Genomic DNA, 21,470 nt, shown 5'->3' with positions numbered 1-21,470 from the left:
TTATATTTTTTGTTAGCTATTTAGAAAATTCAAAAAATCCAATCACGTTATCAGTTTACCACATACTTAATTCATACTTAATTCCCTTCACGTTTGGAAATCAATAGTGGCCCCCTCACCTATTTTTGGGTGAAGAAGCCACTACCAATCATTCAAGTTCTGAATCAGTCGTCGCGCTTCCGTCTTGGCTTAAACCCAAGTAAACCTAGGAATCCTAACAGAATTGAGCCGACTACCGAAGTCGCTTCGCCAGTATCCTGCTCACCAGTCTGTGGTAAAGCATCGTGACTGGAATCAGCATCACCGTGGTTGGCAGCTGAATCGCCACCTGCCGTCCCTTCTGTGTGGTCGCCAGGAACGCCAGCCAACTGACTGTTAGCCTTGTCGGTGGTTGACCCGTTGCCGGTAACTCGTTTCGTAATCATTCCCATGTTGTTCTGGTTTTCAATGCCAGAGACACGATCACCATCACCCCCGGTGTGTAGCGGTCTCGTGCTCGACCCATCATCATTAGCCGTATCACCACTACTACCCTGTTGAGTTGTGGTTGCTGTAGCTGAATGGCTAGAACCGGAAATACCGGAAATACCGGAAAATCCAGAAATACCAGAGGTTCCTGACGTGTTGTTAGTGCCTGTGGTAATGGTATCACCTGCCGCCCCATTGGCTAACGCAGATGAATCAGCGTTGTCATTAGACGTTGACTCACCAGGACCACCAGTTGTGCTACCAGCGCTGGAAGATGTTGACTCGCTTTCGCTGGTCGAAACTGATTCGCTCGTTGATGTCGACTCACTCTCAGCGATTGAAGCGGAGGTTGATTCGCTCTCACTGGTCGAGACTGATTCGCTTGTTGACGTCGATTCACTTTCGGCAATCGAAGCAGAAGTTGACTCACTCTCGCTAGTCGATACTGATTCGCTTGTTGACGTCGATTCACTTTCGGCAATCGAAACAGATGTTGACTCACTCTCAGCGACTGAAGTCGAAATTGATTCACTCTCGCTAGTCGAGGCTGATTCACTCGTTGATACTGATTCGCTTTCAGCAATCGAAACGGACTCACTCTCTAGTGATGCAGAAGTCGATTCACTTTCACTCGTCGAGATTGATTCGCTTGTTGACATTGACTCGCTTTCGGCAATCGAAGTGGACGTTGATTCACTCTCACTGGTCGAGACTGATTCGCTTGTCGATACGGACTCGCTTTCAGCAATCGAAACAGATTCACTCTCTAGTGACGCAGATGTAGATTCACTTTCACTCGTCGAGATTGATTCGCTTGTTGACGTTGACTCGCTTTCCGCAATTGAAGCGGAGGTTGACTCGCTCTCACTCGTCGAGACTGATTCGCTTGTCGATACGGACTCGCTTTCAGCGATTGACGCAGACTCACTCTCTAGAGAAACGGATGTGGATTCGCTCTCACTAGTTGAGACTGATTCGCTCGTTGATACAGACTCGCTTTCAGCGATTGAGGCGGACTCACTCTCTAGTGATGCAGATGTAGATTCACTTTCACTCGTCGAGATTGATTCGCTTGTTGACGTTGACTCGCTTTCCGCAATTGAAGTGGAGGTTGACTCGCTTGTTGATGTCGACTCGCTTTCGGCAATCGAAGCGGACTCACTTTCTAGTGATGCAGAAGTCGATTCACTTTCGCTGGTTGATACCGATTCGCTTTCAGCGATTGAGGTGGATTCACTCTCTAGTGATGCAGAGATTGATTCACTCTCACTGATCGATACAGACTCGCTTTCAGCAATCGAAGCGGACGTTGATTCACTTTCGCTGGTCGAGGCCGATTCACTCGCTGATACCGACTCACTTTCGGCGATTGATGTGGACTCACTCTCTAATGAGGCAGAAGTCGATTCACTTTCACTCGTCGAGACTGATTCGCTTGTTGACGTTGACTCGCTTTCGGCAATCGAAGCGGATGTTGACTCGCTCTCACTGGTCGAGGCCGATTCACTTGTTGACATTGACTCGCTTTCGGCAATCGAAGCAGATGTTGACTCACTCTCACTCGTCGAGGCAGATTCGCTCGTTGATACAGACTCACTTTCAGCGATTGAGGCAGACTCACTCTCTAGTGATGCCGAAGTCGATTCGCTTTCGCTAGTCGAGATCGATGCGCTTGTTGACGTTGACTCGCTTTCGGCAATCGAAGCGGACGCTGATTCGCTCTCACTCGTCGAGGCCGATTCACTCTCTAGTGATGCCGAAGTCGATTCACTCTCTAGTGATGCCGAAGTCGATTCACTCTCTAGTGATGCCGAAGTCGATTCACTTTCGCTAGTGGATACCGACTCGCTTGTTGACGTTGACTCGCTTTCGGCAATCGAAGCAGACGTTGACTCGCTCTCACTCGTCGAGGCCGATTCACTCGCTGATACTGACTCGCTTTCAGCGATTGATGCGGACTCGCTCTCTAATGATGCAGAGGTCGATTCACTTTCACTTGTCGAGACTGACTCACTCGCTGATACCGATTCACTTTCGGCAATCGAGGCAGACGTTGATTCGCTCTCACTCGTCGAGACTGATTCGCTTGTCGATACGGACTCGCTTTCAGCAATTGAAGCAGATTCACTCTCTAGTGATGCAGAAGTCGATTCACTTTCGCTGGTGGATACCGATTCGCTTGTTGACGTTGACTCGCTTTCGGCAATCGAAGCGGAGGTTGACTCACTCTCACTGGTCGAGGCCGATTCACTCGCTGATACTGATTCGCTTTCAGCGATTGACGCGGACTCACTCTCTAGTGATGTAGAAGTCGATTCACTTTCGCTAGTCGAGAGGGATTCGCTTGTTGACGTTGACTCGCTTTCGGCAATCGAAGCGGAGGTTGATTCACTTTCGCTAGTCGATACCGATTCACTCGCTGATGTTGACTCGCTCTCACTCGTCGAGGCAGATTCACTTGTTGATACAGACTCGCTTTCAGCGATCGAGGCAGATTCACTCTCTAGTGATGCAGAAGTTGATTCACTTTCGCTGGTGGATACCGACTCGCTTGTTGACGTTGACTCGCTTTCGGCAATCGAAGCGGAGGTTGATTCACTTTCACTCGTCGAGACCGATTCACTCGTTGATGTTGACTCGCTTTCAGCAATTGATGCAGAAGTTGATTCGCTTTCGCTAGTCGATACGGATTCACTCGTTGATGTTGACTCACTCTCAGCGATTGAAGCTGACGTTGACTCGCTTTCAGCAATTGAGGCCGAAGTCGATTCACTCTCACTGGTCGAGACTGATTCACTCGTTGAGGTCGACTCGCTTTCGGCAATCGAAACAGAAGCGGACTCACTTTCACTCGTCGAGATTGATTCGCTTGTTGACGTTGACTCGCTTTCAGCAATCGAAGCGGAGGTTGACTCGCTCTCTAATGATGCAGAGGTCGATTCACTTTCACTTGTCGAGACTGATTCGCTTGTCGATACGGACTCGCTTTCAGCGGTTGAGGCAGACTCACTCTCTAGTGACGCAGAGGTCGATTCACTTTCGCTCGTCGATACAGATTCACTTGTTGACGTTGACTCACTTTCGGCAATCGAAGCAGAGGTTGACTCGCTCTCACTGGTTGATGCTGATTCACTCGTTGATACGGACTCGCTTTCAGCAATCGAGGTGGACTCACTCTCTAGTGATGCAGATGTTGACTCACTCTCACTGGTCGAGACCGATTCACTCGTTGATACAGACTCACTCTCAGCGATTGATGCAGACGTTGATTCGCTCTCACTGGTTGATACTGATTCACTCGTTGATACGGACTCGCTTTCAGCAATCGAGGTGGACTCACTCTCTAGTGATGCAGATGTCGATTCACTTTCGCTCGTCGAGATTGATTCGCTTGTTGACGTTGACTCACTCTCAGCGATTGATGCAGATGTTGATTCGCTTTCACTGGTCGAGGCCGATTCACTTGCTGATACGGACTCACTTTCAGCAATCGAAGCGGACTCGCTCTCTAGTGATGCAGATGTCGATTCACTTTCGCTGGTCGAGACCGACTCGCTTGTTGACGTTGACTCACTTTCGGCAACCGAAACGGATGTCGACTCGCTCTCACTTGTCGATACTGATTCACTCGTTGATGTTGACTCGCTTTCAGCGATTGAAGCAGAAGTCGATTCGCTCTCACTCGTCGATACAGATTCACTCGTTGACGTCGACTCGCTTTCAGCGATTGAGGCAGACTCACTCTCTAGCGAAGCGGAGGTCGATTCACTTTCACTGGTCGAAATCGATTCGCTTGTTGACGTCGATTCACTTTCAGCAATCGAAGCGGACGTTGATTCACTTTCGCTCGTCGATACCGATTCACTCGCTGATGTTGACTCGCTTTCAGCGATTGACGCCGAAGTCGATTCGCTTTCGCTGGTCGAGACTGATTCGCTTGTTGACGTCGACTCACTTTCGGCAATCGAAGCAGAGGTTGATTCACTTTCGCTAGTCGATACCGATTCACTCGCTGATGTTGACTCGCTCTCACTCGTCGAGGCCGATTCACTTGTTGATACAGACTCGCTTTCAGCGATCGAGGCAGATTCACTCTCTAGTGATGCAGAAGTTGATTCACTTTCGCTGGCCGAGACCGACTCGCTTGTTGACGTTGATTCACTTTCGGCAATCGAAGCGGACGTTGATTCACTTTCGCTCGTCGATACCGATTCACTCGCTGATGTTGACTCGCTTTCGCTGGTCGAGACCGACTCGCTTGTTGATATTGACTCGCTTTCGGCAATCGAAGCGGAGGTTGACTCGCTCTCACTCGTCGAGGCCGATTCACTCGCTGATACCGACTCACTTTCGGCGATTGATGCGGACTCACTCTCTAATAATGCAGAGGTCGATTCACTTTCACTCGTCGAAACTGATTCACTCGCTGATACTGACTCGCTTTCGGCAATTGAGGCAGAAGTCGATTCACTCTCACTGGTTGATACCGATTCACTCGTTGATGTTGACTCGCTTTCGGCAATCGAGGCGGACGTTGATTCGCTCTCGCTGGTCGAGGCCGATTCACTTTCACTTGTCGAAACTGATTCACTCGCTGATGCTGACTCGCTTTCAGCGATTGATGCGGAAACAGATTCACTTTCGGCAATTGATGCCGAAGTTGATTCGCTCTCGCTGGTCGAGGCCGATTCACTTTCACTCGTCGAAACTGATTCACTCGCTGATACTGACTCACTTTCGGCGATTGATGCGGAAACAGATTCACTTTCGGCAATTGATGCCGAAGTTGATTCGCTCTCACTCGTCGAAACTGATTCACTCGCTGATACTGACTCACTTTCGGCGATTGATGCGGAAACAGATTCACTTTCGACAATCGAAGCAGAGGTTGACTCGCTCTCACTCGTCGAGATAGATTCGCTTGTTGATATTGACTCGCTTTCAGCGATTGAAGCAGAGGTCGATTCACTTTCGCTAGTCGAGACCGATTCACTCGTTGATACGGACTCGCTTTCAGCAATCGAAGCAGACTCACTCTCTAGCGAAGCAGAAGTTGATTCACTTTCGCTGGTCGAGACCGACTCACTCGCTGATGTTGACTCGCTTTCAGCGATTGACGCCGAAGTCGATTCGCTTTCGCTGGTCGAGAGGGATTCGCTTGTTGACGACGACTCACTTTCGGCAATCGAAGCAGACGTTGACTCACTCTCAGCAATCGAAGCGGATGTTGATTCACTTTCGCTGGTTGATACCGACTCGCTTGTTGACGTTGACTCGCTTTCGGCAATCGAAGCAGACGTTGATTCACTCTCGCTAGTCGAGACCGATTCACTCGTTGATACAGACTCGCTTTCAGCGATTGAAGCAGACTCACTCTCTAGTGATGCAGAAGTCGATTCACTTTCACTCGTCGAGATAGATTCGCTTGTTGATGTTGATTCACTCTCAGCGATTGAAGCTGAAGTTGACTCGCTTTCAGCAATTGAGGCTGAAGTCGATTCACTCTCGCTGGTTGAGACCGACTCACTCGTTGAGGTCGACTCGCTTTCGGCAATCGAAACAGAAGTGGACTCACTTTCACTCGTCGATACCGATTCACTCGCTGATGTTGACTCGCTTTCGCTGGTCGAGACCGACTCGCTTGTTGATATTGACTCGCTTTCGGCAATCGAAGCGGACGTTGATTCGCTCTCACTCGTCGAGGCCGATTCGCTCGTTGATACTGATTCGCTTTCAGCGATTGATGCGGACTCACTCTCTAGTGATGCAGAAGTTGATTCACTTTCGCTGGTCGAGACGGATTCACTCGCTGATACTGACTCGCTTTCAGCGATTGATGCGGAAACAGATTCACTTTCGGCAATTGAGGCCGAAGTTGATTCACTCTCGCTGGTCGAGACGGATTCACTCGCTGATGCTGACTCGCTTTCAGCGATTGATGCCGAAGTCGATTCGCTCTCACTCGTCGAGACGGATTCACTCGCTGATACCGACTCGCTTTCAGCAATCGATGCGGAAACAGATTCACTTTCGACAATTGAGGCCAAGGTCGATTCACTCTCAGCGATTGAAGCAGAGGTCGATTCACTTTCGATAATCGAAGCAGAAACGGATTCACTTTCACTAGTCGAAACCGATTCGCTTGTTGACGTCGATTCACTTTCGGCAATTGAGGCAGAAGTCGATTCACTCTCACTCATTGATACCGATTCGCTTTCGGCAATCGAGGCGGACGTTGATTCGCTCTCACTCGTCGAGGCCGATTCACTCGCTGATACTGACTCACTTTCAGCGATTGATGCGGACTCGCTCTCTAATGATGCAGAGGTCGATTCACTTTCACTCGTCGAAACTGATTCACTCGCTGATACTGACTCGCTTTCAGCGATTGATACCGAAGTTGATTCGCTCTCACTCGTCGAGACGGATTCACTCGCTGATGCTGACTCGCTTTCAGCGATTGATGCCGAAGTTGATTCGCTCTCACTCGTCGAGACGGATTCACTCGCTGACGCTGACTCGCTTTCGGCGATCGATGCGGAAACAGATTCGCTTTCGGCAATTGAAGCAGAAGTCGATTCACTTTCGCTCGTCGAGATTGATTCACTCGTTGATGTCGATTCACTCTCAGCAATCGAAGCTGAAGTCGACTCGCTCTCACTAGTTGAGATCGATTCGCTTGTTGATGTTGACTCGCTTTCAGCAATCGACGCGGACTCACTCTCTAACGAAGCAGAAGTCGATTCACTTTCACTCGTTGAGGCTGATTCACTCGCTGATACTGACTCGCTTTCAGCGATTGAAGCAGACTCGCTCTCTAGTGATGCAGAAGTCGATTCACTTTCGCTCGTCGAGATTGATTCACTTGTTGACGTTGACTCGCTCTCAGCAATCGAGGCAGAGGTTGACTCGCTTTCGCTTGTCGAGACTGATTCACTCGCTGATGTCGATTCACTTTCACTCGTTGAGATTGATTCGCTTGTTGACGTCGACTCACTTTCGGCGATTGAAGCGGAGGTTGACTCGCTTTCACTTGTCGACACTGATTCGCTTGTTGACGTCGATTCACTCTCAGCAATTGAAGCTGAAGTTGACTCGCTCTCACTCGTCGAAATTGATTCACTCGCTGATGTCGATTCACTCTCACTCATCGAGACTGATTCGCTTGTTGACGTTGACTCACTCTCAGCAATCGAGGCAGAGGTTGACTCGCTTTCGCTTGTCGAGGCCGATTCGCTTGTTGATACCGATTCGCTTTCAGCGATTGACGCGGACTCACTTTCTAGTGATGCAGAAGTCGATTCACTTTCACTTGTTGAAACTGATTCGCTTGTTGACGTCGACTCACTTTCGGCAATCGATGCGGAGGTCGATTCACTTTCACTTGTCGAGATTGATTCACTCGTTGACGTTGACTCACTCTCAGCGATTGAAGCCGAAGTCGATTCGCTTTCACTTGTCGAGACTGATTCGCTTGTTGATGTCGATTCACTCTCAGCGATCGAAGCGGAAGTCGATTCACTTTCACTTGTTGAGATTGATTCGCTTGTTGACGTCGACTCACTCTCAGCAATCGAGGCAGAGGTTGACTCACTTTCACTCGTCGAGATTGATTCGCTTGTTGATATCGACTCACTCTCAGCAAACGAAGCGGAAGTTGACTCGCTCTCACTCGTCGAGACTGATTCACTCGTTGACGTCGACTCACTCTCAGCAATTGAAGCGGAAGTTGACTCGCTCTCTAGTGATGCAGAAGTCGATTCACTCTCACTCGTCGAGATAGATTCACTCGCTGATGCGGACTCGCTTTCAGCGATTGATGCGGAAACAGATTCACTTTCGGCAATTGAGGCCGAAGTCGATTCGCTCTCACTCGTCGAAACTGATTCACTCGCTGATGCGGACTCGCTTTCAGCAATCGAGGCGGAAACAGATTCACTCTCGGCAATTGAGGCCGAAGTCGATTCACTCTCGCTGGTCGAGACTGATTCACTCGCTGATACCGACTCACTCTCTACTATTGACGCGGAAACAGATTCACTTTCTGACAGATACTCTCTTTCCGACTCACTAGTAGAAACGGATTCGCTTACTGAGGATGAGAGGGATTCTGATTCAGACATGCTCTCTGATTCGGCTTCCGACTCTAATTCGGACTCGCTTTCAGATATCGATTCACTTTCCGACAGATACTCACTCTCTGACTCGCTAGTAGAGAAGGATTCACTTTCTAAAATCGAAGCTGATTCGCTTTCTGCCAATGAGAGAGATTCTGATTCCGATTCACTTTCAGATTGGTATTCGGCTAGGCTTTCAGATGTGGATTCACTTTCCGACAGATATTCTCTTTCCGATTCACTAGCATAAACGGATTCACTTTCTAAGATCGAAGCTGATTCGCTTTCTACCGATGAGAGGGATTCTGATTCAGACATGCTCTCTGACTCAAGCTCAGACTGACTTTCAGATATCGATTCACTCTCCGAAAGATACTCACTCTCCGACTCACTAGTAGAGAAGGATTCACTTTCTAAAATCGAAGCTGATTCGCTTTCTGATGTTGAGACGGACTCAGACTCGCTAACCGAAAGGGATTCAGACTCGCTCTCTGACTCTGATTCCGATTCACTTTCTGATTCCGAGTCAGCTTCTTCAACAACAGCAATCGCCATATTGGCATACGTCTGCGCTTCACTTGCCGCACTCGATGATTTTTCTTGTGCCGTCGCTGCTTCCGAAGCCGCAGATGATGCTGCTGACGCATAAGATTGTGCACTGGAATTATTTCCCGCTGCTTCTGCTGATTCAGCTTGCGATTGTGCTGCTAAGGCTGCCGACGTCGCTGTCGAAGCCGTTGCCGCCGCGCTCAAGGCCTCCGCAGATGCCGAACTAGCTAGTGTTGAATACCCACTGGCCGTTGAATTTTTAGGCGCATAGTCGCTGGCCAAATTACCGTACGATGTTGCCACACTGGCATACTCGTTGGCAACATTAGCCGCACTGGATGCCATAGATGCCGATGACGATGCTGCCGACGTCTCCACGGCATTGACCGTCAACGTTGCCGGTCCAACTGTATAGGAGTTATTCGACGTTGAAATGACCAAACTGTATTGTCCGGCGTCGCTGGCACTTATGCCGCTGAGCGTCAAAGTTGGCGTCGTGGTCGTCACGGTTTTTCCATTGGGTAGGTGCCAAGTATAGGTAATGCTTCCGCCAGAACTCAACGCATCACTAAGATCCGCATCCGGTGACCAAGTCAAGGTTCCTCCGGCATTGACCGTCTGATCCGACAACCCATTACCAACAGTTACTGACTTAGTGGCCACCACTGTAGTCCCATCACCGTTAGTCAACGTCGCTGTAATCGTGATCACACCAGCTCCACTAGCCGCTGCCGTTACCAGACCCGAGGCGTCAACTGTTGCTAAACTAGGATTACTACTGGTCCATTTGATACTTCCAGTCGCATTCGATGGATTGGCCGTTGCGGTATAGGAACCGGACTGCCCGTTCATCAAATAGTTACCACCCGTAACCGTTAAGTCATCCGCATTAATATCGTTGCCATAGACATCGACTTCAGCAAGGTTACTGCCAATATCTCCACTACCGATTAACGATGCACCAAGCGTCGTTAAGCCAGCCGTTTCCTGAAAGATCAGTGTTCCTGTAAAACTTGGGTCAACCGTGAACGTGAATACACTACTTGCCTCTAGTGAAGGTATAGTCAAAGCCGTATCATTCGAGTTATCACTATGGGCACTAATAAAATGATTGGTAACAGCTTGATCTAGCGTATACCACGTCCCGTTGACTTGAACTTTCCAGGTATGAGAAATCGTAAGCGCCGGCGCGTTAATAATCGAAATGGCTGCCGTCGCGGACAACGTAATCGTACTCCCCGAAGTCGTTGACGTCAGTGAGGCCGGTTGCACCAAGAAGCCAGTACTTAATGGGATTCCCAAAATGCTTAGCGCGTTGCCGTCGATCACATATTGGGGGTTATTCATATTGTTTGAATACACAGCAGCAGCCGAAGCCCCTAATGCGCTGAGACTGGCCGCTGAACTGGCAATGTTCATATACGATGATGCATCGGCTAAGGCTTCATCCGCATCCTTCGCGTAAGAACTGGCTACCGTTGCACTTCCCGTAACCAAAGCAATCTGCGCAATCGTCATGTCGGATGACGCCGCTGAGGCCGAAGCCGTTGCTGCACTCGCCGCCACCTGAGCATCTGCAGCGTAAGAAGACGTCACGTAAACGTAAGAACTTCCTAACGCTGTGTTCTTCGACATTGCACTAGCCAAAGAATTGGCCACACTCGCTGCCGAACTCGCGGTAACTCCAAACGATGTCGCCGCAGACGTATCCGCCGTAGCGACAGAGGTTGCATAAGCCGACTGGAGTGACATCAAAGTCATCGCCGTTGCACCAGCCGCGCTCATCGCATTGGACAACTCGGTCGTTGCACTCTCGGCTGCTGAACTGGCAGTCTTTGCCGCCATCTCTGCATCGTTGTACTGACCAAGTGCCGCATAAGACGCTGCCATTGCCGCCGCAGAACTGGCGGCCGTTGCATCACTTTTAGCCGCCAAGGCTGCTACCGTGGCGTCGCTGTTATATGCCGTCACGTAGCTGGCATAACTGGTGGCTAAAGACGTGACGTGGTTGGCATCATTAGCATTAGAAGTTGCCCGCACCGCTGCACTAGAAGCAACCTTCGCCGAAGAAGCCGCCGCTGACGCATAACTAGCCGCAATTTCAGACTGTAACGCCGTGTCACCATCTTTGGCCGCTTGAAGCAACGCCGCATCCGTCGCCGTCTTCGTGACCGCTGCTGCCGAACTAGCCAACTGTGCATAGGAACTGGCTAATGCTTCACTCGCCGTAGCAGTTGCTGCCGCCGAACTAGCTGCGGAATAGGTCTTCTGACTTTCATATGAAGATGCTAAAACTGACGAGGCCTGTGCAGCACTTGCCGCTGATGAGGCCAACGTCGCATAAGAACTCGCATTTGTGCTGGCACTGTTGGCCGTTGTTGCATAGGAAATCGTCGTTGCGTCGGCCGTACCAATATTCATCACTTTTGTGGCATTAGAAGTGGCCGCACTGGCAACACTCTCCGCCATCGCTGCTTCACTCGTCGCCAAGCTTGTTGCCTGTGAGGCCTGGGTTTGATAGTTCCCTTTCGGGTCAGAAACAACAACTGTGATCACATTTGAGCCCGCTGAATACGGTGACGTGATAAAAAGGCCGTATTTCCCAGTCAGGATACCCTGGAAATAATAAGTTCCGGCCGCAGTGATGGTCTGCGTATTAGAACTGCTAACGCTTGACGACACAAAGCCACCGCTAGCAGCCTTTGTATCCGTTCCCCATGCTGACCAAGTTGACCCATTCGTCGAATACATGTATGTGACTGTATTTCCAGTAGTCGACCCTGCATTAATCGTTCCACTAAGGCTTAAAGTAAGGCTACCACCCGCATTCAAAACTGTACTTGACGCCGTCATCGTGGCACTAGCTGCGGTAGAACTCGTATTTTGATTTTTTACGGGAGTGGCATCAAACTCCGATCCCATTAAGGCGGCACTCGTCGCCGTTGATTCGGCGACGGCCACTGCATTCGCTGCCGAGGCAATCTCCTGCGCATACATTGTGGCTTTCTTCGCCGTCTTTGCAGCCGCTAAATTAACCGCAGCTGTGCTAGCAACTGTGGCCGCGCTGGACGCCGTAGCTGCCGCTGATGACGCGATTACCGCGTAACTGGCAGACTGGGTCCCAGTATATTTACTTGCTTGTGTAGCTGCACTCGCTGCTGTGGAATTTGCGGTTGCCGCCGCAGTTGCATCGACCGCAGCCGAACTAGCAATGTCGGTCAAAGCTGTTGCCGTTGCCGCACTCGCTGCAGAATCAGCCGCCCAATAAGCATTGGTTGCCGTTTCAGCAATTACCTCGGCCTGACTCCCCAAACTAGTTGCTGTCACGTAGGCTGAGCTGGCCGTATCAAAGTCACCGGTCGCCGCTGCGGAACTAGCTGCTTGGAAGGCTGCTGAAGCACTATCTTGTAGTGCTTCAGCGGAAACTGCCGCATTGTTAGCAACCGTGGCCGCACTATCAACTACGGTATAAAGGCTGGTCAATGCATCGTTGTCTTGATCCAATTGCGTCGTCGCGAATACAGCATTCACAGCATCGTCTGCATAATTAGCAAAAGTCGTTGCCGTCTTGGCACCCGAGTCTGTCAGGACATTGGCACTGCTGACCATGGCGACCAAACCGGCAGCTGCCGCACTGGAGGCCGCATTAGCTGCACTGGAAGTCAGACTGGCATAGGACACCGCACTGACTGCATAAGAGGTCGCTAAACTAGTGGCACTGGATGCGTGCGCATCTAAATCGGTGACGTCACCCACACTACTTCCGACCGCCGCTGCATAGGAGTTCGCCAAACTACTATAGTATTGGGCAAAGTCCTCAGCCTGCGATGTCTCTCGGTAGGCACTCTGGACGGCACTGACCGCTGTCTGAACCGTCGTCGTATTCACTAACGCCGCGTAGCTACTGGCAGCACTAGAAGCAAGCGCTGCCGCAGCAACTGCTGACACTGCGGTTGCCCTTGCACTGGTCGCCGTTGCTGTTGGCGTAACCGCTGCTAGCCGCAGTAATGATGCTCGGCTATAGGTAGCCCGCTTCATTGATGACACTTCGGCCGTACTATTAGCCGTACTGCTAATAGAAGAACTAGCCGCACTATTGTTTGATGTTCCGGATGCCGTTTTTTTCACCGCACCCCCGACAGCTGAACTAGCTGAGAAGCTGGTAGCAGGTGCTGCAGATGAGCTAGCAGTTGAACTGGCCGAGGAGCTTGCGGACAAACTAGCTGTTGAGCTAGCAGAAGATGCTGAAATGGCCGCCGAACTGCTCTGTGAGCTTCCGGCCGCCGAAGATTGAGACGCTGAACTGCTCTTCGCTGCTACACTAGCGGTTGAAGAACTCGTCGCTGAATTTGCTAACGTTGTTGGTGTTGCTGAACTGGCGGAAGATGAGGCTGCACTGGAAGTTGACTCACTGGTCCGTAACGCCACCGAGGACGCACTTGACCCGCTTGCCGAGGATTCGCTCGTGCTCCCATCACTGGAAGATCCGTCAGTCTGGTTTGAAGAATCCGCCTTGACTGTCAGACTTCCCGTACCTAAGAGCGTAAATGACGCTAAAGCAGCAAAGACCCACTTCTTGCCTGCCTTAAACATCTTATACCGCAGTTTAGGATCGCCATTAAAAGCTTGATGCCGCATGAACTTCACTTTTAACACGTCCCCTTTTTGATTGTTAATCCTATTGGTTAACTTTTTATCGTAAAAGATTAAAATCTATGATTGATTGCCCCTGAAAGTAGACACCCTATAAATAGATTTTTCATTAAAGATTATTTTAGCACAACTCAACCGTGCACACTATTTAAAAGATAGAACTAGATTCAAAGTGAATTGTTTTATTATGAAATTGATTAGCTTTTTATGTACATTTTTGTTAAAAACACGTTCCAACTTTTATCAGTATTAGTGTTATCCGTATTTAGCTTTTATTTTGTGTGTCCAGCAGTTACAGTTATTGATATATCAGTATTTTCAACTGTTTATCCACTTATAGTAAGTTTAGTAAAATCTATTACTCAGCAAATTTTAGAAAATAATCTCAACTAAACAAACTCACCTGACTGGTTCACATCGGTCATAATTATCTTTATAATTTTTCTTTTAGCCAAAATCGGTAATCTGTGCAATCGGTTCCTCAGAACAACTCCAATCAAAAAGTCAACCTAATTTTTAGTCCATTTTAAGATTCGGAAAAATTATCGTTACATCAGGGCCCGTATGTAACAACAAATTCATCATTGATTGCGCTCTCATTACGACTAAATTTCCCAGTTTATGGGACTAAAAAGTAAGGATTTTCGCCCAATTCAGGGCTATCTTCCTCATCATCTTAGTCAATTCAAAAGGAAAACTGAGGGTCAAGTTGTGTCCGCACCGTTCCAGCCCATATCTGGCGGCCGGTAAGGCGAAGAATGAACTGAGTTGCCTAATTTTTACGGTAATATCTTTGTTATACCGGGCTTAAACAGTATTTGGATACTTTCAGCCTTTAGGTCTATAGCAGATGCTTAACCCGACTGAATCACGGGGCAATTATTTTGTCGCACGAAAAAAGCCACGGCTAATGATCAGTCATGGCTTCCCATAATTTCTTTTTCAATAACTAATGCCATATCTGCTGGCAACGGGGCATAACAGGTGATCCATCGCCCTAAGAAGGGCTGATAGAAGCTGACCCGCGCACAATGCAACGCCTGCCGATGAATCCAGGGATCGGTCTGAGTGCCATACAACCAGTCACCCAGTAGCGAATTCCCGATTGACTCACAGTGCACCCGGATCTGATGGGTCCGTCCCGTATGCAATTTGACCGCTAGTAAGCTAGCCGTTGCGGATCGGGCACGCACCCATAGCTCGGTTTTGGCTTGGCGCCCGTCTGCACGAACGGTCCGCTTGATAAACGACCCTTCTGCCCGCCCAATTGGCGCTTGAATCACCTGATGGGTCGGTGTGACCTGACCACTGGCCACCGCCACATACCGCTTGTCCAGCTCACCATTTTTTAACTGCTTATCCAAAATTGAATGCGCAAAGTGATGTTTCGCAAACAGTACCGCTCCGCTAGTCTCTCGATCCAACCGGGTCACGATGTGGGTCACAGCACTAGGCGCCTTAATCGCGATGAGATGGCCCTTAACACGATTGGCTAACGTATCATCTGGATACAGGTGGGACGGCACAGACGCCATCCCTGCTGGCTTATTGACCACGAGAAAGTGTTCGTCTTCATATAAAATGTCCAGCGGCCGCATCGAAACCGCCACATGGTCATTAGCTGGCTCTGGTGGAAGCTGTAGCCCCACTCGCTGCCCTGGATGCGCCATCGCGACCACCCGGACTTCTTCACCATCCAGTGTGACCACGCCACCGTGAAACTTGACTTGCTTTAAAAACGTCCGGGTCACGCCATGCGCCATTAAAACGGTTCGCACGTGGACTGGGCTCTCACCGTCCACGACCCATTCGAATGTCGTCATCACGGTTGCTCCCGCCCAATAAAGGACGCCTCGACCCGTTGCCAGAAATGGGTATGCCGGTACTCAGCAAACGCGATCCGTTGCCGTGCGATTCGATAGGAAATGGCCTTGATGGGCCGTCCTTCAATACTGAGTTGATCACACATCAACACGTTGTCCGCGGCGTTAGTGGGTTCAATGCGAATCCACTCATCAGCCGGGATGATCAACGGCGACCCCAGCGTTCTAAAGACCAGATTGTTGATCGATGCAATTTCTGCCATTTGCACGGCATTAAATTGCGGGTTCAAAACGGCGCCCCCAACGGACTTGTTGTACGCCGTCGAGCCGGTCGGCGTTGAGATACACAGGCCATCGCCCCGAAAACTCTCGAAGAACTCACCTTTAATGTAAACATCGGCAACCATGGTTCCAGAGACCTTCTTAATGGTCGATTCGTTCAGCGCGAGCGCCTGGTCAGGATGGGTCCCATCCGCGTACTCCACCTGAATCGTTAATAGCGGATAGCTGACACTTTGCCCGTTGTCGTTGACCAAACTCTTAATCAGCTCTTGGACCTCATAGTCGCGCCAATCCGTGTAAAACCCTAAGTGGCCCGTGTGGATTCCGACGAAGCGAATCTTATCCAGCCGGTCGTTGTAATGGTGAAAGGCAGATAGCAACGTGCCATCCCCCCCGACCGTGACCACGATATCTGGGTCCAGACTATCGAGTGTGACGTGAGCCGCGGTGAGCCCGTCTTTTAAAGCGGTCGCCACTTTTTGCGAAGAAGGACCGTTATTGCTAAAAATGGAAACTTTCATACTCAATCTTCCTTATGCTGAGAAGGTGTTGCCCCGTCATCATCCCGTGGTGGCGTGATGTAGTGTTGGGCCTCCTGAATCTCTTCTCGAATTTCGGACATTTCCGTGTCCAGCTTAAATGCGGCCTCCGCAGCGCGTTGCAGTCGTGCACTCAATTCAGCCGGGAAGTCACCTTGGTACTTATAATTTAAAGAATGCTCGATGGTGGCCCAGAAGTTCATGGCCAACGTCCGCACTTGAATTTCAGCTAGGATTTTTTTCTCACCGGTCACCAGTTGGACTGGGTATTCGATGACAATATGGTAAGAACGGTAGCCACTCGGCTTTTCATTATGGATATAATCCCGTTCCTCCAAAATGGTTAAATCGGTCCGTTGCCGTAAGAGATCGACGACCTGGTAAATATCCTCGACAAATTGGCACATGATTCGTAGACCCGCAATGTCTTGCATATCCTGTTCCAGCCGCTCCTCGGCGACGTGCCGGCGTGACATCTTTTCTTTAATGCTGGGGACCGGCTTGACGCGCCCGGTGACAAACTCTATCGGCGGACGCTCGTTGCGGTTCTCGAACTGCTTTCTGATACCGCGGAGCTTAACTTTCAGCTCGCTCACGGCCTGTTGATAGGGCAATAAAAATTGATCCCAATTCGTTATCATGACGACTATCCCCCAACCTTAATTACACGTCTTATCTTTCGATTCTACCATAATTTAGCCCCAACTGAGAGTAATTACTCCTCGAATTCGTTAAGAATTTCACTAGCGGCCCAATCTGGGTGACCCGTGACTTTTACGAGGCGTTTAGCTTTACCTCGCCAAGAAAATGTTGCATGATTAGGTTGCGTTTTAAACGAACGGTCTTCACCTCAAACAAACGTTCTGATTGCTATTTTTTGAAATTTTGCTAATGTAGTGGTATTGTTACTTTTTGTTTGGCGACCCTTGCTGATTGCCAATTCGAACGAGTATAGGAGGAAGCAATGTGTTAGAAGTCTATTTGTTCGTCAACCCATTAGGCGCTCGCTGTATGCGTTCCGAGCGTAATATTATGAAGTTGGCTGATCATCTCAATAGCAAGGTGTCGTTTCAATTTGTTCCGTTGCTGAACCAGCAGATCATTGAACAGGCCTTGCCCGTGCACCCCACTTTGGCTGAACGAAACGCCTTTTTCAACGTTTACTATCAAGCCATTCTCGCCTATAAGGCGGCCCTCTTTCAGGGCAAACGCAAGGGGCGCGATTTCCTCTTAAACATGCAAATGGCCGTGGTGAACGACCATCAAAAATTTTCCAATGACTTAGTGTTAACTCTGGCTAAGAAATGTCATCTTGACCTAGATATGTTTACGGAAGACTGCCAATCCGACTTGGCCAAGCAGGCTTTCCAAACCGATCAAAAGTTAGCTGCTGAGATGAAAATCGAGCAGTCCTCATCCGCGGTCATCTTCAACTGCGATGTCTCGCAATGTGGCCTCCTGCTCAATGACGTGACCTATGAGTCCCTCTGCGATGTCTGCGAGAGTCAAGGGGTGGCGACTAAGGAAACGTTAATGGCCGAACCAACTTACACATCGAACCGCCAAGCAGCTTCATCAGGGGGGAGTAACTATCACCCCAATCTTCACGTTCTATAACGCCTGCTGAATCGTTTTACGTAATTACTAATCGAACCATTCGTAAATGTTGCTTCCTGCACTTTGGGAAGCAACATTTTTTTGCCCGTTAATTTGTTGACTTCCCTAATATCAAATCTGCTGGCAATATGGTATGATTGACCCAACTATTTTTGAGAGCAAGGGGATAAATTATGCCAACTGCCATCGTTACGGACACTGCTTCTTACCTGACGCCTGCTCAGGTTGCACAATACCATATCGTCGTTTTACCGATCACAGTCATTCTAGGCGACCACCAGTATCCGGAATCCGAGTTGAGCCTACAGACCTTCTACGACTATCTAAACACGGATAACGAGTTACCAACGACAGCTCAGGTCTCCCTAGGTCAGATTGAAGAAGCCTATGACAAGCTAGCCGCGCAGGGGTTTGACGAAATTATTTCAATCCACCTATCCAGTGGGATCACCTCATTCATGAGTAACCTCAAGATGTTCTGTCAGACCTATACCAAGGCGCACATCTATCCAGTCGACTCATTGGTTGCCAGCGCTGGCGAGGCCAACCTTTGCCTGCTCGCTGGTGAAATGGTCGCTAACGGTGATAAAGCCGCTGACATCGTTCCAGAACTGGAAAATCTACGGAGTACCATGCAGGTCTACTTTGCCGTCGATAATCTGAGTCACCTCGCCAGAACTGGCCGGCTCAGCAATCGTTCCGCAATCATTGGTAATCTGCTCAACATCAAGCCCCTCCTGACGTTTAACGATGCCGGGCAAATTATCGCCATTGGCAAGGAACGGACCATGAAGAAAGCCTTCCATTACATGACTGACCGCTTGGAGGAGTCGCTGAAAACTACCGACTATTCTCTCCACGCAACCGTCATCAATGCCAATAACGCCGAACTGGCCGATGCCTGGACCGCCGAGCTAACGGAACAATATCCCGAGGTCCGCATCTCCCAGAGCCAACTCGGGCCCGCCATCAGCGTCCATACCGGTGAAAAAACGATGGGCTTGCTGTGGCAACGCGACTGGCAATCCTTCTAAAAATGAGATAACCATACAAAATGACCACCCTACCTCTCTGGATAGTGTGGTCATTTTGTGTTTTACGGTTTTATTTGGCCGCACTGCGGCTGCCAGGGATTCCGCCTGCTGTGGGGACGCTTCAGGCTGGAAGAACACCAGTCTTCTCGCTCGATTTGAAGCCACGCCAAGACCACGTGTCTTCAAATTCGCCCATGGTGTAGGCTAGCAAGGAACGCCAGCCAACGCCATTACCACGGCTGGCTACACCCCTGGCCGCCTCCGGCTCCGATGGTGCTCTGCCACAACAATCATTGAACAATTGTGTGTCGTAAAATCTTACGGCTCGACTGATAACAGTTTTTATCTCAGTCATAAGAGAGCAACCATGTAAGCCGAGAGGTCGCCAGATATGGGCTCAGGCGCGTCGTTCTACTTAGTTAGCAGGTGAATTTTCCTGCTGGCTTAGTAGAAAACCAAGCTTGAAGACTCGCGTTTTTCGAGGCTTCAAGTTGTGTTCGCACCGTTCCAGCCCATATCTGGTGACCGGTAAGGCGAAAATACCGCTTATTTCTTCAGTTGGTGAGCTAACTCGTTGAACTCAGCTAAGCGCTTGTCGAAAGTGGCGAAGGCTGTTTCCAAGTAATCTGGTTGGGTCATGTCAACGCCGGCCTTACGCATCACGTCTAATGGTAATGCTGAGCTCCCAGACTTCAGGTAGGTCAGGTACGCATCGCGCTTGGCGTCATCCCCACTCAAGATCCGTTGTGAGAGCGTCGTTGCGGCTGCAAAGCCAGTCGCGTATTGGTAAACGTAGTAGTTGTAATAGAAATGAGGAATCCGGGTCCATTCATCAGCAATCTGAGGGTCCTTAGCTAAGTTGTCACCATAGTAACGGGCGTTCAAGTCACCATAGAATTTGCTCATGAAGTCGGCCGTCAACGTTTCACCGGCCGCAGCCTGTTGGTGAATGTAGTCTTCGAATTCGGCGAATTGGGTTTGACGGTAAACCGTCCCCTTGAAGCCGTCCAGGTAATGGTTCAGAACGTAAGCGCGAACTTGCGGATCGGTCTGCGTCTTCAACAGGTAATCCGTTAAGAGGTTTTCGTTCGTTGTGGACGCAATTTCGGCCACAAAGATCGAGTAATCGCCGTACTGATAAGGTTGGTTCGTCCGGGTATAGTGACTGTGCATGCTGTGGCCCATTTCATGAACCAGCGTGAACAGACTTTCCAGACTATCTTGCCAGTTCAGTAAGATATATGGCTTCGTGTCGTACATCCCACCGGAGTATGCACCAGTCCGCTTGCCCTTGTTTTCAACGACATCAATGGCCCGACTGTCGAACATCTTCTGTACGTTAGCCACATAATCTGGACCTAAGACGGCTAATGCCTTCAAGGCTTCTTGTTGTGCCTCTTCATAGGTGTAGCTCAAGCTAGGTTCACCCGTGATCGGCGTATAGAGGTCGTAGAAATGTAGATCCTCTAACCCTAAAATTTCCTTCCGCAAACCAACGTAGCGGTGTAAGGAATCCAAATGAGCGTTGACCGACTTGACCAAGGTGTCATACACAACGGCGGGAACATTGTTCGCACTCATAGCTGCTTCACGCGCACTGCCATAATGCCGAACCTCGGCACCGAAATTATGCGTTTTAACCTCGCTAGACAGCGTTGAAGCAAACGTATGACGGAACTGTTGGTAGACACTGTAGAGTGCCTCAAAGGCCTGTTTACGAACGCTAGGCATGGTCGACTGCAGTAAGACCCCATAAAGACCTTCTGACAGTTGGACGTCGTTGCCCTCTTCATCTTGAACGACGGGGAACTTCAAGTCGGCATCGCTTAAGACACTATACGTCTTCGATGAGGCAGCAAAAATGTCACTCGCGCCTGCCAGTAACTTTTCTTCGGCAGCAGATAAGGTGTGGTCACGTTGCTGACCTAACACATCAAAGTAGTGTTGATACGCTGCTAACTTTGGTTCTGCGTCGATCAGAGCTTGTAGATCTGCTTCTGGTAAGGCTAAGACTTCGGGTTCAAACCAAGATGTCGCCGATGAAACGGTGGCAATCAGGTTGTCTGCCTGACCAGAAAGTGCCTGGGCATTAGCATCGCCGGTATCCTGATCATTTTTCAGAGAGGCGTACACATATGCCCGTTCCAACTTGCGGTTCAGGTCAAAGACCGTTACCGTGACTTGATAGAGGTCTTGACCACTCTTGGCCAGTTGACCTTTTAATTCGGCCGCTTGCTTGGCTGCCTGCTGGATGTCGCTAACGGCGGCCTTAAAGGCTGCGTCATCGGGGAAAATGGGGGTCAGATCCCAAGTTAACTCGGTTGGAACCGCTGAACGTGCGGGAATTTGCTTCATATTTTCGTCCTCCTTAATTTTGCATAATAATAG

Annotated in this window: 10 protein-coding genes and 1 pseudogene; 5 read left to right on the top strand and 6 right to left on the bottom strand. The window is 49.7% G+C overall.

The genetic code is table 11. From position 1 onward, the window contains the following. Positions 1-164: 164 nt before the first annotated feature. Complete coding sequence (locus JUF10_RS14130; protein ID WP_236008209.1) at positions 165-425, bottom strand: LPXTG cell wall anchor domain-containing protein; 261 nt, start codon at positions 423-425, stop codon at positions 165-167. 217 nt (positions 426-642) lie between these two features. Between JUF10_RS14130 and JUF10_RS14125 the strand changes: the two genes are divergently transcribed. The 3 genes from JUF10_RS14125 (at position 643) to JUF10_RS14115 (ending at position 13,428) form a co-directional block, all read left to right on the top strand. Next, the gene (locus tag JUF10_RS14125) at positions 643-8,835 is read left to right on the top strand and encodes a hypothetical protein (protein WP_236008208.1); all 8,193 of its coding nucleotides are present in this window, start codon (positions 643-645) and stop codon (positions 8,833-8,835) included. 3,198 nt (positions 8,836-12,033) lie between these two features. Further along, on the top strand, positions 12,034-12,240 hold the full coding sequence (locus tag JUF10_RS14120; protein ID WP_236008207.1) for a hypothetical protein: 207 nt from the start codon (positions 12,034-12,036) through the stop codon (positions 12,238-12,240). Positions 12,241-13,230: 990 nt separating this feature from the next. After that, positions 13,231-13,428 carry a hypothetical protein gene (locus JUF10_RS14115; protein ID WP_236008206.1) on the top strand — a complete coding sequence of 66 codons (198 nt, stop codon included), beginning with the start codon at positions 13,231-13,233 and terminating at the stop codon, positions 13,426-13,428. Positions 13,429-13,637: 209 nt separating this feature from the next. Here the strand turns inward: JUF10_RS14115 and JUF10_RS14265 are convergent. The 4 genes and pseudogenes from JUF10_RS14265 to yjbM all read right to left on the bottom strand — a co-directional run. Continuing rightward, positions 13,638-13,772 (bottom strand): annotated as a pseudogene (locus JUF10_RS14265) (KxYKxGKxW signal peptide domain-containing protein); the annotation flags it as partial. Positions 13,773-14,701: 929 nt separating this feature from the next. Continuing rightward, on the bottom strand, positions 14,702-15,610 hold the full coding sequence (locus tag JUF10_RS10635) for an RluA family pseudouridine synthase (RefSeq protein WP_203642146.1): 909 nt from the start codon (positions 15,608-15,610) through the stop codon (positions 14,702-14,704). Further along, positions 15,610-16,413: an NAD kinase gene (locus JUF10_RS10630; RefSeq protein ID WP_203642145.1), complete on the bottom strand. Its 804-nt coding sequence runs from the start codon at positions 16,411-16,413 to the stop codon at positions 15,610-15,612. The genes JUF10_RS10635 and JUF10_RS10630 overlap by 1 nt, the downstream gene beginning before the upstream one ends. A 2-nt stretch (positions 16,414-16,415) precedes the next feature. Next, a complete protein-coding gene (gene yjbM, locus JUF10_RS10625; RefSeq protein WP_143463987.1) occupies positions 16,416-17,072 on the bottom strand; it encodes a GTP diphosphokinase in 657 nt (218 codons plus the stop codon). A 325-nt stretch (positions 17,073-17,397) separates the two neighbouring features. Between yjbM and JUF10_RS10620 the strand changes: the two genes are divergently transcribed. Both JUF10_RS10620 and JUF10_RS10615 read left to right on the top strand, forming a co-directional pair. Next, positions 17,398-18,048 carry a DsbA family protein gene (locus JUF10_RS10620; RefSeq protein WP_203642144.1) on the top strand — a complete coding sequence of 217 codons (651 nt, stop codon included), beginning with the start codon at positions 17,398-17,400 and terminating at the stop codon, positions 18,046-18,048. Positions 18,049-18,221: 173 nt separating this feature from the next. Continuing rightward, positions 18,222-19,082, top strand: a complete 861-nt coding sequence (locus JUF10_RS10615) for a DegV family protein (protein ID WP_203642143.1) — start codon at positions 18,222-18,224, stop codon at positions 19,080-19,082. A 546-nt stretch (positions 19,083-19,628) separates the two neighbouring features. On the opposite strand, the gene pepF is transcribed toward JUF10_RS10615, so the two are convergent. After that, positions 19,629-21,437: an oligoendopeptidase F gene (gene pepF, locus JUF10_RS10610; RefSeq protein ID WP_203642142.1), complete on the bottom strand. Its 1,809-nt coding sequence runs from the start codon at positions 21,435-21,437 to the stop codon at positions 19,629-19,631. Positions 21,438-21,470 lie beyond the last annotated feature (33 nt).

The sequence above is a fragment of the Levilactobacillus andaensis genome (assembly GCF_016861695.1).
GTDB classification, from domain to species: Bacteria; Bacillota; Bacilli; order Lactobacillales; family Lactobacillaceae; genus Levilactobacillus; species Levilactobacillus andaensis.
Note: the sequence above shows the minus strand (reverse complement) of the source record. Positions and strands in the feature narration are given on the sequence as shown.